Consider the following 12,780-nt stretch of genomic DNA (forward strand, 5'->3'; position numbering starts at 1 on the left):
GGGCTGTTCGATCAGGAAGAATACGGCATGACGTTCGCGCAATGGGCAATCCTGGGTATCCTCCTGGCCATGATCGTGGCCTATGCGTCCGAGCGCTTTCGCGTCGAACTTGTCGCCATGGCCGGTCTCGGCGCCGCCTTCGCACTGGGCCTCGTGCCGGTGCAGGCGGTCTTCGCCGGATTTGCCAATCCGGCGGTCATCACCGTGGCGGAAATCCTGCTCGTGGTTGCCGCACTTGCGCAATCGCGTGTGATCGACACCTTCGCACGGCGCATCGTCAGCCGCGTGCACGGAGAGACCACGATCCTCGCCGTCCTGTGCAGCCTTGCCGCACTGGCTTCCACGGTCATGAACAACATCGGCGCGCTGGCGCTCTTCTTCCCGGTCACACTGTCGGTTTGCGCGCGCCTCGGACTGCCGCCGGGGCGCATGCTGATGCCGCTCTCCTTCGCAACCTTGCTCGGGGGCACCTGTTCCCTCACGGGCACGCCTGCGAATCTTGTCGTCAATGACTGGATGGTATCGCAAACGGGCGCGAACATGGGTTTCTTCGGCCTTGCCAAAGTGGGCTTGCCGGTCATGGCAGTGGGCCTTGTCTGGCTGGTTCTCGCCGCCCCACGCCTGCTGCGCGCGCCTGCGAACGCCCCTGCCGGGAACGATGTCGGCCCCGCTTCCTTCCTCACCGAAGCACGCGTACCCGACGGTTCTGCGGCGAAGGGCCTGCATCTGCCGGACGCGGAAGCCCGCTTCGACATCCTCGTCCACGGCGTCGTGCGCAATGGCGCCCATGTCTTCGCGCGCCGGGCAGATATCGTCTTGGCCCAAGACGATATTCTCCTCCTTGAGGCCGACTTCGCGCTGGTCGACCAGCTCCATCTGGAAGGTGCCCTTGCCCCTGCGGAACGCCACGAGGGGACCGCCACGCCCGAACGCAGCGAGGCCGTAGTCATGCCGGACAGTTTTCTCCTCGGCTCACGAATCGGCGATATCGGGCTGTTTGCCGAGCACGCGATCCGCGTGGTCGGGCTCGCGAGCCGACGCCACCGGATAGAGGGGCGCTTTGCGGATCTCCAGATTGGGGTCGGCGACGTCCTCATCCTTGAGGGCGATCGCGAGGCGCTGGGAACGACCTTAGCCGAGGGCGCGCTCCTGCCCCTGTCCCGGCACCGGCCGCCCCGTCTCAACGCCCGTGCGGCGACGGGTGTCGGCGTCTTCGCGACCGGCGTGCTCGTCTCCGCCTTTGAACTGATCCCGGCCGAGATCGCCTTTGGCGCGGTCGTGTTCCTCCTCGCCGCGACCCGCTGCCTCAACCTGCGCACCGCGTTGCAAGAGCTGAACTGGCCGATCGTAATCCTGCTCGCCTGCATGATCCCGCTTGGCCTGGCGGTGCAAGATACAGGAGCCGCGCGGGTGATTGCCAACGCCATTGTCGCCTGGCTCCCCGGGGAACAGCCGCTCGGAGTGATCGCGTTGGTACTGTTCATGGCCATCGCCATCACCCCGTTCATCGACAACGTGTCGACCGCGATCGTGCTCAGTCCCATCGCCACAAGCATCTCCGCGCGCACGGGCGTGGCGCTGGAGCCCCTGCTGATGGCCGTCGCGATGGGCACTTCGCTCGACTTTCTGACGCCGTTCGGCCACCACAACAACGCGGTCGTGATGGGCGCAGGGGGCTATCGCTTTCGGGACTTTCCCCGCTTTGGCGCTCCACTCCTGGCGCTGTGCTGTCTTGCCGCGCTGCTCGCGTTGGACCTGATGGTCTAGTTGTATCCGCGCCCTTGGCGGCGTAAAGTCCAGTTCTGTTGTAGGGAAGTTGCAACCAGGTCATGATCTCGAACAAAGCCAAGTACGCCCTGCGTGCCCTTCTTGCCGTAGCCGCCCAGCCTGAAGGCGAGGCCATCACCAGCACCGAGATCGCCCGTAGCCACGCGATTCCGCACAAGTTCCTCGAGCAGATCCTGCTCGATCTGAAGAAATCCGGCATCCTGGAAAGCCGCCGAGGCAAGGCGGGGGGCTATGTCATGTTGCGCCCGGCGGATACGATCAGTTTTGGCGAGGTCCTGCGCATTTTCGATGGCCCCCTTGCCCCGCTGCCGTGCCTGTCGCGCAACGCCTACCGTCGCTGCGAGGACTGCGAGAACGAGGCCCGGTGCATTATCCGTCGCGAGCTCGCCCGCTCTTACGAGGCGAGCCGACAGGTACTGGAATCGCGCACGATCGCGGATGCCTTGCGCGAAGGCCAGGATCCCGGTTTCATCGCACAGGAACGCCGGGCTAGCTAAGCCCGTGCGCTTTTGCGCCTTTACAATCCCCACCATCCAGATAGGAATAGTGCGGTAACGAGTCGCTCCCGCTTTTCCGTCCACACGGGCGGAGGGAAGGCATCCAGGAGACCGCGTAATGAAACCTGCCCTGAGGACACGCGCCCGGCGCGCCGCCGTCCTGCTGCTGGCTCCCTTCGTACTGTCCGCCTGTTCGCAGGCCGGTGATGGTGCCGCGGGCGAGACCATCGAACTTCTGAACGTCTCATACGACCCCACGCGCGAGCTTTACGAAGCGCTCAACCCACGTTTCGCAGAGCATTGGAAGGCCAGGACCGGCAAGGACGTCTCCATCCGGATGAGCCATGGCGGATCGGGCAAGCAGGCCCGCGCGGTAATCGACGGCCTTTCGGCCGACGTGGTGACGCTGGCGCTCGCCTACGACATCGACGCGATCGCCGCGCGCACCGGCGGCAAGCTGCCGGAAAACTGGCAGGCCCGCCTGCCCCACAACAGCACGCCCTACGCCTCCACCATCGTCTTCCTCGTGCGCAAGGGAAACCCCAAGGCCATTGCCGACTGGAATGACCTGGTGAAGCCGGGCGTCGCCGTGATCACGCCCAATCCCAAGACCAGCGGCGGAGCGCGCTGGAACTTTCTGGCCGCCTGGGCCTACGGAAAGGCGCATGCAGGCGGCCGCGATGCGGGAGCGCAGGAGTTCGTGCAGCGCCTCTATCGCAACGTGCCCGTCCTCGATAGCGGCGCGCGCGGGGCCACCACGACTTTCGTGGAGCGCGGCATCGGCGATGTTCTGCTGGCCTGGGAGAACGAGGCCTATCTCGCCCGCAAGGAACTGGGCAAAGACCGCTTCGACATTGTCACGCCCTCGCTCTCGATCCTTGCGGAGCCCCCCGTGGCGGTGGTCGATGGCAACGCGCGGCGTCATGGCACCGAAGAGGTCGCCCGGGCCTATCTCGACTATCTCTACTCCCCCGAAGCCCAAGAAATCATTGCGCAGAACCATTATCGCCCGATCGACACCAACGTGGCGCAGCGCCATGCGGATGACTTCCCCACGCTCAACCTCGTGACCGTCGACGGCGAATTCGGAGGCTGGAAAGCGGCGCAGGAGCGCTTCTTCGCCGATGGCGGGGTGTTCGACCGCATTTACGCCCCCGGCGGACAGTGACGGCCATGGACATGACGACTTCGGTGGTGCTCGACCACCACACGCGGCCTGCCCCGTCCGACAGGGTTCCGCCGCCACGCCCCAGGTTCCGCCCCTGCTCGATCCTGCCCGGCTTCCGGCTGACCATGGGTCTGACCCTCCTGTGGCTGTGCCTGATCGTTCTGATCCCGCTCAGTACGGTATTCCTCGCCAGCGCCGGAATGGGCTGGGCACGCTTTGCCGAGGCGGCCTTCTCGGCGCGCGCGCTGGCGGCCTACCGGATCAGCTTTGGCACGTCGCTGATTGCAGCCAGCGTCAACGCGGTGTTCGGATTGCTGACCGCCTGGGTGCTGGTGCGCTACGCCTTTCCCGGCCGACGCCTCGTGAATGCGCTGGTCGACCTGCCCTTCGCGCTCCCGACCGCGGTGGCGGGCATCGCGCTCACCGCGATCTGCGCGAGCAATGGCTGGCTCGGCCGCTTCACGGCGCCGCTTGGCTTGCCGCTTGCCTACAATCCGGCGGGGATCACCCTGGCGCTTATCTTCGTGGGGCTCCCCTTCATCGTGCGCGCGGTCGAACCGGTGCTCGAAGACTTCGACCGTGAGGTCGAGGAAGCGGCGCTCTCGCTGGGCGCTGTCCCGGCGCAGGTCTTTGCCCGGGTGATCCTGCCCGAGATCCTGCCCGCGCTCCTGACCGGTTTTGCGCTCGCCTTCGCGCGGGGACTGGGTGAGTACGGCTCGGTCATCTTCATCGCCGGGAACATGCCTTTCACCTCGGAGATCGCCCCTTTGCTGATCGTGACCCACCTTGAGCAGTACGACTACGCCGGTGCCGGTGCGATCGCCACCGTCATGCTGATGGCAGCTTTCGCCATGCTGCTGGTGATCAACCTCATCCAGGCCTGGAGCCGCCGCAGGAGCGTGCGATGACGTCCCGTCCCCGTTCTGCAGGCCCGGCGGTACTGATCCTTGCCGCGCTGGCCTTTCTCGCCCTGTTCCTGCTGCTTCCACTCGTGGTGGTCTTCGTCGAGGCGTTGAAACATGGTCTCGCCGCCTACGGGGCCGCACTCGTCGATCCCGATGCGCGCAGCGCGATCCGTCTGACCTTGATGGTGGCGGCAATCAGCGTGCCGGTGAACGTGATCTTCGGGCTCGTTGCGGCCTGGGCCATTGCCAAGTTCGACTTTCTCGGGCGCAGCCTACTCATCACTTTCATCGACCTGCCCTTTTCGGTCTCGCCGGTGGTGGCAGGCCTCGTCTACGTGCTTCTTTTCGGGGCACAGGGGTGGCTCGGACCCTGGCTTGACAGCCACGACATCCAGATCGTCTTCGCGGTGCCGGGGATTGTCCTTGCGACCATCTTCGTGACCTTCCCCTTCGTCGCCCGCGAGCTCATCCCGCTCATGCTGGAACAGGGACGCGACGACGAGGAAGCCGCGCTCTCGTTGGGAGCCTCGGGCCTGCAGACGTTCCTGCGCGTCACGCTGCCCAACGTGCGCTGGGGCCTGCTCTACGGCGTGCTCTTGTGCAACGCGCGGGCGATGGGCGAGTTCGGTGCGGTCTCGGTCGTGTCGGGGCACCTGCGCGGACTGACCAACACGATGCCGCTCCACGTCGAGATTCTCTACAACGAATACAACTTCGTGGCCGCCTTTGCGGTGGCCTCGCTGCTGGCCGGCCTCGCCCTTGTCACCCTGGTTCTCAAGACCCTGGTCGAGGCGCGGTTCCAGCATCATCAACGGAGGAATGCCTAGATGATCGAACTTTCCGGAATAGCCCAAAGCTATGGCGCGCAGACCGTGCTTCAGGATATCGACCTGTCGGTGCGTGATGGCGAGTTCCTTGCCCTCCTGGGCCCCAGCGGTTCGGGCAAGACGACGCTCCTGCGCATCATTGCCGGGCTCGCCTTTCCCGAGCGGGGCACCGTGTGCTTCAACGGCGAGGATGTGACCGACCTCAAGGTCGCGCAGCGCAAGGTTGGCTTCGTCTTCCAGCACTACGCGCTCTTCAAGCACATGACCGTGGCCGACAACGTGGGCTTTGGTCTGTCGGTGCGCGGCCGCCGCGAACGCCCCTCCCGTGAGGCGATCCGGGCCCGCGCCGAAGAGCTTCTCGACCTGGTCCAACTGGGCGGCCTTGGCGCACGCTATCCCGCACAGCTCTCGGGCGGCCAGCGGCAGCGCGTAGCGCTCGCCCGCGCCCTTGCCACGGAACCGCAGCTGCTTCTCCTTGATGAACCCTTCGGCGCACTCGACGCGCAGGTGCGCAAGCATCTGCGCCGATGGCTGGGAGACCTTCACAAGCAGATGGGTCTGACCACGATCTTCGTTACCCATGACCAGGAAGAGGCGCTCGAACTGGCGGATCGTGTGGTGGTGATGGAGGGCGGCCGGATTGAGCAGGTCGGCTCACCTGAGGAGATCTACATGGCGCCCGCCAGTCCTTTCGTCGCCCGCTTCGTGGGCGAAAGCACGCGCCTGCCGGGTGGCCACCTCGTGCGACCGCACGACATCGAGATCGAGACGTCGGGCGATGTGGGACATCCAGTGCAGGTCGCGAATGTCTTCCGCAAGGGCGGCTTTTGGCGGATTGAGGCACACAGTGAGGAGCTTGCCGGGCTCATCGAGTTCGATTCCGATGGGCGTCGTTCTCCGCCTGCTGCGGGGGACACGGTCCATATCCGCCCGCGCCGCTTTCACATCATTCACGGACTGGACGGGGGCGCGTCATGACGGCTCCGTCGCATACCAATACCGCCGGGACGGGTGACCACGCGCTTGAAGCCAGCCTGGCGAGCGTGCGCGAAGCGCTGAGCGGGCTAAAGTTCGGCAGCGTCTCGCTGACCGTTCACGAAGGCCGCGTGGTCCAGATCGACGTGACCGAGAAGCGGCGTCTGATGCCCGTACGCTAGCTGAGACCGACCACAACAGGACACCCGCACTCCTTCAGTGTTTGAAGGTGACAAGGCGGTAGATGTAATAGCCCAGCAGGCAGAGGAGGATCGCGGTGGTTGCGGGGTTGAGATAATCCTGCACCTGGCGGTACTCCTCGCCAAGCGCATAGCCCGCATAGGCAAGCCCGCCCTCCCAGAAGAGTGTGCCCGCCAGCGTCAGTGGCACGAAGCGCACAAGCGGCATGGCGAAGATCCCCGCAGGAATGGCAACGAGTGTACGCACTGTGGGCACAAGGCGCCCGCCAAAGACCAGCGGCGTGCCGAACTTGCGAAAGAGGCGCTCGGCCCATTCGATGTCCTCGACCGACAGCGTCGTCCATCGCCCATGTTTGGCTGACCAGGCCTTCAGCCGCTCCCCACCCAGCCAGCGGGCCAGAGCGTACCACAGCAGCGCACCAGCCAAGGATCCGATGCTGCCCGCCAGGACTACACCAACGATGGCAAGCTTTCCGTTCGCCGCCTCCGCTCCCGCCAGCGGCATGATGATCTCGGAAGGAATGGGCGGGAAGACGTTCTCTAGGAACATAAGGAGCGCGATGGCTGGATAGCCTCCTTCCGCCACGAAATCGCGTATCCAATCAGCCATCTGCGCATCCTCTTCCTGCGAGAGAAGAGAATGGCCGAACGCGCACCGGGGTTGCCTGGTCATGGCCCGGACACACTTTGAAATACTTTTGCCGCAAAGGAAGATCGAACAAATCCGTATGCGGATCGTTGCGCCCAGTTCATAGCAAGGGGCTTTCTGTGCGCTACGCGATCCTGCCAGCTTGCCTGCTGGCCACGGCCTGCAATACCCACCAGTCCGCACTGGCCCCTTTCGGCGTGGAGGCTGGGGAGACACGCACACTCACGCTGGTCATGGCCTTGGCCGCGCTCGGCCTCGCTGCGATCACTTTTGCGCTCTATTTTCGGGCGGTACGGGCACCCGAAGGCAGCCTCAGCCACACAGGCGGCATGAAGCTGGTACTTTGGATGGGCGCGATCGTGCCGACCGTGCTGCTGGCAGGTCTCCTCCTTTACGCCCTGCCTGCCATGCGGCCGATGGACAGTGCGCCGGGCGATCTGGAGATCCGGGTCGAGGGCGAACAGTTCTGGTGGCGCGTCATCTACGATCCGCAAGACCCGCAAGGGCGGCTCGTCGATGCCAACGAGATCCGCATCCCGACCGGGCGCACCGTGGTTTTCACGCTGGCCGCACACGATGTCGTGCACAGCTTCTGGATCCCGGGCCTTGCGGGCAAGATGGACATGATCCCCGGGCGCGAGAACCGCCTTGTCGTCAAGGCCACCAAGCCAGGCCGATACCGCGGGGTCTGCGCGGAACTGTGCGGGCTTGCCCATGCACTTATGGCTTTTGAGGTCGTCGCAGTGGAGCCTGTCGCCTTCGACTCCTGGCTGGCCGAGCATCAGGCGGGCATAGCCGCTCCCCCCAAGGACAGCCGAGGAGCACGCCTCTTTGCGGACCAAGGCTGCGGCGCTTGTCACGCCATCCAGGGGACCGAACATACAGGCCAGATCGGTCCTGATCTTACCCGCTATGCCCACCGCAAGAGCCTTGGCGCGGGCACGCAGGAGCCCACTCTCGCCAACACCGCCGACTTTATCCGTGCGCCGGAGGACCTCAAGCCTGGCGCGCGGATGCCGACCTACACTGATCTCTCGCGCGAAGAGGCCTTGGCCATCGCCCGCTACCTGAAAGGCCGCGAATGAGCCTCCACGACCAGGACGATCCGGCCCTGCGCTGTGCCCAGGAGGAGCGCCTTCGTGCCGTCTGGGCCGCGCCCAAGGGCATCTTCCTCAAGTGGACGGACTGCAACAACGACGCGGTGGGCGCGTGGTATGTGCTGACCGGCTTCGTCTTCATGCTTTTTGCCGGGGTGCTGGGGCTCCTTATGCGCACACAGCTGGCCGTGCCCGAGAACGACCTGATCGGCCCGGCCACCTTCAACCAGCTTTTCACGCTGCACGGCTCGATGATGATGTTTCTCTTCGCCGTGCCGATGTTCGAGGCGGTCTCGATCATTCTCCTGCCCCAACTCCTGGGCGCGCGGGACCTGCCTTTCCCGCGCCTCTCCGCCTTTGGCTACTGGTCGTTCCTCCTGGGCGGGGTCTTCGTGGGTGGCTCGATCCTGTTCAACGCCGCGCCCGACGGGGGCTGGTTCATGTACCCCCCGCTTACCACCCGCACCGACCTCTCCGGGATCGGCGCGGATATCTGGATGCTGGGCCTCTCCTTCATCGAGGTCTCCTCGATCGCGGCGGCAGTGGAGCTGATCGTCGGCGTTCTCAAATGCCGCCCGCCGGGCATGCGCCTCAATCTCATGCCGCTCTACGCCTGGTACATCCTCGTGGTGGCGGTGATGATCCTGTTCGCCTTCCCGCCGCTCATTGCGGGCGATGTCCTGTTCGAGATGGAGCGCCTGCTCAACTGGCCCTTTTTCGATGCAACGCGCGGGGGCGATCCGCTCTTGTGGCAGCACCTGTTCTGGATCTTCGGTCACCCGGAAGTCTACATCGTCTTCCTGCCCTCGATCGCGCTGTTTGCGATGCTCGTACCCACCTTCGCGCGTCGGCACCTGCTGGGCTATCCCTGGATCGTGCTCGCGGCGGTGGGCACCGCGTTTCTCTCGTTCGGACTGTGGGTCCACCACATGTTCACGACGGGCCTGCCCAAGATCAGCCTCGGTTTCTTCTCGGCCGCTTCCGAAGCGGTCGCCATTCCCACTGCGGTCCAGATCTTCGTGTTCATCGCCACCTTGTGGGCGGGCCGGGTCAACTGGTCGACGCCCCTCCTCTACGCCACGGGAAGCCTGGGCGTCTTCGTCATCGGTGGACTGACCGGGGTGATGGTGGCTGTCGTCCCCTTCGACTGGCAGGCGCACGACACCTATTTCGTCGTTGCGCACCTGCATTATGTGCTGATCGGGGGGACGCTGCTGCCGCTGTTTGCCGGGCTCTACTATTACTGGCCCCTGATCACCGGCAAGAAACTCTCCGACAGGCTGGGGCGCCTGGCTTTCTGGATCCTGTTCGCGGGCGTGAACCTGTGCTTCTTCCCGATGCACCTCTCCGGCCTCATGGGGATGCCGCGGCGCGTCTTTACCTACCCCGAAGAACTGGGCCTGGGCGATCTCAACATGGCCTCGACGGCCGGGGCGTTCCTGTTCGCTGCGGGTGTCGCGGTGATCTGCCTCGACATGTGCCTGAGCCCGCGCCGCCCGCTCGCCAACCGTAACCCCTGGAACGCAGGTACGCTGGAATGGCTCGCCCACCCACAGGACGAGCACTGGGGCATCCGCTCGATCCCCCTTATCGAAAGCCGCTACCCGATCTGGGACCAGCCCGACTTCATGCGCAAGGTGGATGAGGGGCGCTACTTTCTCCCCGACGCCGAGGAAGGCCGACGCGAGACCATCGTCACCAGCGTGATTGACGCGCGCCCGCTTGCCGTGATCCGCCTGGGCACCCCGGCCTGGGTGCCGATGCTGACGGCCTTCGTGCTTGGCTCGGTGTTCATCCTGACGACATACCATCTCTATGGCCTCGCCTTGATCGGCTCTGTGCTGACGCTGGCCTGCGTGGTCTGGTGGCTCTGGACCGGCACGGCCGAGATCCCCGAGAAACCTTCCAAGCCCATCGGTCATGGCCTGGAGCTACCGCTCTACATCTCGGGGCGCAGCGCGCCGGGATGGTGGGCCATGTTCATCACCATGATGGCCGACGCGACGGCGTTCTCGGGCCTTGTCTTCGGCTACTACTTCTTCTGGACCCGCCACGAGACCTTCCCCCCCATGGCTCTGGCCGACGGACCGGGCTGGTTCTGGCCGATGGTCGCACTGCTCGCAGGCGGCGTCAGCTGGCTCCTCACCCTGGCGGCGCGCAGCGCCAACAGCCGGGGGGCAACGGGCGCCATGGCGCTGCTGCTGACAGGGGCCATGCTCGCCGCGCTGGGAAGCGGTGTGGCCGGTCTCGCCGGGCCATGGCTGTCGGGTCTGAACCCCGAGGCCCACTCCTACCCCGCCATAGTCTGGACGCTGACCCTCTGGACGGTCGCCCACGCCGGGCTCGCGGTGATCATGCAGGCCTATGTCCTGGCGCGCGGTCTGGCCGGGCGCATGACCGCCCGGCACGATGCCGATATCCGCAATGTCACCCTGTTCATGCATTTCTTCGTGCTGAGCGTCGTCGTGACTTATGCGACCATCGGCCTGTTTCCGGAGGTATCGTGATGTCCGATCCTGCGCCTCGCAAGTGGCAGCATCGCCTGCACATCACGTTGTGGGTGCTGATCGTGCCCCCCACAGCCTGGGCGGCGCATTTCCTGTTTTCGTACCTGTGGGCGGCGATTTCCTGCGCCAAGACAGGTCACTTCGCGACAATGCCCTGGATCTTTATTGGCGGAACGGTTCTGGCCCTTGCGGTGATTGCGCTTGCGGGCTGGGTCGCCTGGCACCAGTCCCGCACACCGGGCGATCCCCCTCCGCACAAGGAAAGCACCCGGATCGACCGTCTGCGCTTTCTGGCCACGGCCACTCTGCTCCTGGCTGCGCTCAGCACGGTAGGCGTGATCTTCACCGCGCTCCCGGTTGTTTTCCTGCGGGAATGCACATGAGGCGCGCGCCCGTTCTCCTCGGTCTCGCATTGGTCCCACTGGGAGCTCTGACGTCCCGGTGGGGCATGACGGGACATATGGCTGGCCACATGCTGGCGGTCGCAGTGGCCGCGCCGCTTCTTGCCTGGGGGCTGACGGGAAGCGGGCTCGATCCTGCCCGCAGATACCCCGGTATTGTCGCCCCGTTGCCGATGATGTTGCTCGAATTGATGACGGTCTGGGGCTGGCACTTGCCGCTGCTGCGGGCCCTGGCAGACAGCTCGCTGGTGGTTGCGGTACTGGAGCAGGCGAGTTTTCTGGCAGCCGGTACGCTTTTATGGTGCGCGGCACTGAACGTGCAGGCGCGCGCCGCCGGGATCGGCGCCCTCCTGCTGACCTCCATGCACATGACGCTGCTGGGCGTTCTCATCGGCCTCGCCCCGCGCCCGCTCTACATCTGCGGATCGGGGCCCTTTGGGCTCGATGCGCTGAGTGACCAGCAACTGGGCGGAGTGGTGATGCTGCTGGTCGGCGGCGCCAGTTACCTGATCGGGGGGCTCGTCCTCCTTGCAACCCTTCTGCGCGCTGGCCCCAAGGAGACCGCATGACCCTGCGCCTTACCTGGAAACGCGTCCTTGCCAGCCTTTCCGCGCTTGCCGCCGCCGGCCTGCTGTTCGCCTGGTCCGGCCTCTTTCCGCTTGCGGCCACAACGGGCCACTGGGCCGTGACCGAATGGTTCCTGCACTGGACGATGCAGAATTCGGCCCGCACCTATTCGGCGATTCAGACCCCCGAGCAGGTGCGCGACGATGGTGCGCTCATCAGCGCTGCTGGGCACTTCCGGCAAGCCTGTCAGGTCTGTCACGGAGCGCCCGGTGTAGCCCCCTCCCCCGCCATGCAGAGCGCCACCCCCCATGCCCCCGATCTGGCCCGGACAGTTACCCATTATTCCGACCGCGAACTGTTCTGGATTGTCACGCACGGGGTGAAATACACCGGCATGCCGGCCTGGCCGACACAGGATCGCCCCGACGAGGTGCGCCGTATGGTCGGCTTCCTGCGCCAGCTGTCGACGATGGACGCGGGCCGCTACGCCGAGCTGAGCCTCGCCACTTCGGATGTCGCACTATCTCCCCCCCTCGTCCGCCAATGCGCCGGCTGCCACGGGAGCGATGGCCTTGGCCACGGCCAGCCCGACATCCCCATCCTTGCAGGCCAGAAGCGTGCCCACCTCTACACGGCGCTGCGCCGCTACGCGTCGGGAGCGCGCCACAGCGGTCCGATGCAGGTCGCCGCAGCCACGCTCACCGACAGCGAGATGCAGGCGCTGGCAAGGCACTATGCGCAGCTGCCCGGACTGCACGATGCACCGCTCGACGCCGCGCATCCTCTGGTAAATGGAGGGGATCGCGCCAGGCAGCTGCCTGCCTGCGCGCGTTGCCACGCGCCGGGTAAGACAGCCCCGATCCTGGCCGGACAGCGGGCCGGCTACCTCGCCGATCGCCTCCGGGCCTGGCAGGGGGACGATACCGTCATCGACCTACACAAGTCGCAGCTGCCCATGCCGGTCATCGCAAGGCGCATTCCCGAGGATCAGATCGAGCCTCTCGCTCGCGCTCTTTCACAAGGCCGTCGTCTAACGCCGCCCTGACGGGGGCCGTTAGATCGCGACCTGCCCCTGCCGCGATAGACGGCTTGTGCCACACGTGGGCGTGGCCACGGTTCTTGGTCTGCGGCCTCGATGGTTTGCCTCCAAGACTGAGCGCCCATGGTGCAACGAACTCCCCCCCCAGAATGCAAATAAG

13 protein-coding genes are annotated in these 12,780 nt (G+C 65.4%); 12 read left to right on the forward strand and 1 reads right to left on the reverse strand.

From position 1 onward, the window contains the following. Window positions 1-27: 27 nt before the first annotated feature. From MTR65_RS17310 to MTR65_RS17340, 7 genes are all read left to right on the forward strand, one after another. Entirely contained in the window at window positions 28-1,767 is a 1,740-nt protein-coding gene (locus MTR65_RS17310; RefSeq protein ID WP_243802421.1) for an SLC13 family permease, read from the forward strand. A 62-nt stretch (window positions 1,768-1,829) separates the two neighbouring features. Continuing rightward, complete coding sequence (locus tag MTR65_RS17315; RefSeq protein WP_243802423.1) at window positions 1,830-2,285, forward strand: RrF2 family transcriptional regulator; 456 nt, start codon at window positions 1,830-1,832, stop codon at window positions 2,283-2,285. Between the two features lie 118 nt (window positions 2,286-2,403). Next, a complete protein-coding gene (locus tag MTR65_RS17320) occupies window positions 2,404-3,453 on the forward strand; it encodes a sulfate ABC transporter substrate-binding protein (RefSeq protein WP_243802425.1) in 1,050 nt (349 codons plus the stop codon). Between the two features lie 5 nt (window positions 3,454-3,458). Next, window positions 3,459-4,361, forward strand: coding sequence for a sulfate ABC transporter permease subunit CysT (gene cysT, locus MTR65_RS17325; RefSeq protein WP_243802427.1), 903 nt, complete (start codon window positions 3,459-3,461; stop codon window positions 4,359-4,361). Then, a complete protein-coding gene (gene cysW / locus MTR65_RS17330; RefSeq protein WP_243802429.1) occupies window positions 4,358-5,185 on the forward strand; it encodes a sulfate ABC transporter permease subunit CysW in 828 nt (275 codons plus the stop codon). Before cysT ends, cysW begins: the two co-directional genes overlap by 4 nt. Beyond that, window positions 5,186-6,163: a sulfate/molybdate ABC transporter ATP-binding protein gene (locus MTR65_RS17335; protein WP_243802431.1), complete on the forward strand. Its 978-nt coding sequence runs from the start codon at window positions 5,186-5,188 to the stop codon at window positions 6,161-6,163. Continuing rightward, window positions 6,160-6,342 carry a YezD family protein gene (locus tag MTR65_RS17340; protein ID WP_243802433.1) on the forward strand — a complete coding sequence of 61 codons (183 nt, stop codon included), beginning with the start codon at window positions 6,160-6,162 and terminating at the stop codon, window positions 6,340-6,342. The genes MTR65_RS17335 and MTR65_RS17340 overlap by 4 nt, the downstream gene beginning before the upstream one ends. A 34-nt stretch (window positions 6,343-6,376) precedes the next feature. On the opposite strand, the gene MTR65_RS17345 is transcribed toward MTR65_RS17340, so the two are convergent. Beyond that, window positions 6,377-6,970: a DedA family protein gene (locus MTR65_RS17345; protein ID WP_243802435.1), complete on the reverse strand. Its 594-nt coding sequence runs from the start codon at window positions 6,968-6,970 to the stop codon at window positions 6,377-6,379. A gap of 158 nt (window positions 6,971-7,128) precedes the next feature. Here MTR65_RS17345 and MTR65_RS17350 point away from each other — a divergent pair, with 158 nt between their 5' ends. Genes MTR65_RS17350 through MTR65_RS17370 form a run of 5 tightly spaced genes read left to right on the forward strand, consistent with a single transcriptional unit; the run spans window position 7,129 to window position 12,626 of the window. Then, window positions 7,129-8,094: a cytochrome c oxidase subunit II gene (locus MTR65_RS17350; RefSeq protein ID WP_243802437.1), complete on the forward strand. Its 966-nt coding sequence runs from the start codon at window positions 7,129-7,131 to the stop codon at window positions 8,092-8,094. Next, complete coding sequence (locus MTR65_RS17355; RefSeq protein WP_243802439.1) at window positions 8,091-10,613, forward strand: cbb3-type cytochrome c oxidase subunit I; 2,523 nt, start codon at window positions 8,091-8,093, stop codon at window positions 10,611-10,613. Before MTR65_RS17350 ends, MTR65_RS17355 begins: the two co-directional genes overlap by 4 nt. Continuing rightward, a complete protein-coding gene (locus MTR65_RS17360) occupies window positions 10,613-10,996 on the forward strand; it encodes a hypothetical protein (protein ID WP_243802441.1) in 384 nt (127 codons plus the stop codon). The genes MTR65_RS17355 and MTR65_RS17360 overlap by 1 nt, the downstream gene beginning before the upstream one ends. Then, complete coding sequence (locus MTR65_RS17365) at window positions 10,993-11,583, forward strand: cytochrome c oxidase assembly protein (protein WP_243802443.1); 591 nt, start codon at window positions 10,993-10,995, stop codon at window positions 11,581-11,583. Before MTR65_RS17360 ends, MTR65_RS17365 begins: the two co-directional genes overlap by 4 nt. Next, on the forward strand, window positions 11,580-12,626 hold the full coding sequence (locus MTR65_RS17370; protein ID WP_243802445.1) for a c-type cytochrome: 1,047 nt from the start codon (window positions 11,580-11,582) through the stop codon (window positions 12,624-12,626). The genes MTR65_RS17365 and MTR65_RS17370 overlap by 4 nt, the downstream gene beginning before the upstream one ends. Window positions 12,627-12,780 lie beyond the last annotated feature (154 nt).

This window comes from Novosphingobium mangrovi, from assembly GCF_022818885.1.
In the GTDB taxonomy this organism is placed as follows: Bacteria; Pseudomonadota; Alphaproteobacteria; order Sphingomonadales; family Sphingomonadaceae; genus Novosphingobium; species Novosphingobium mangrovi.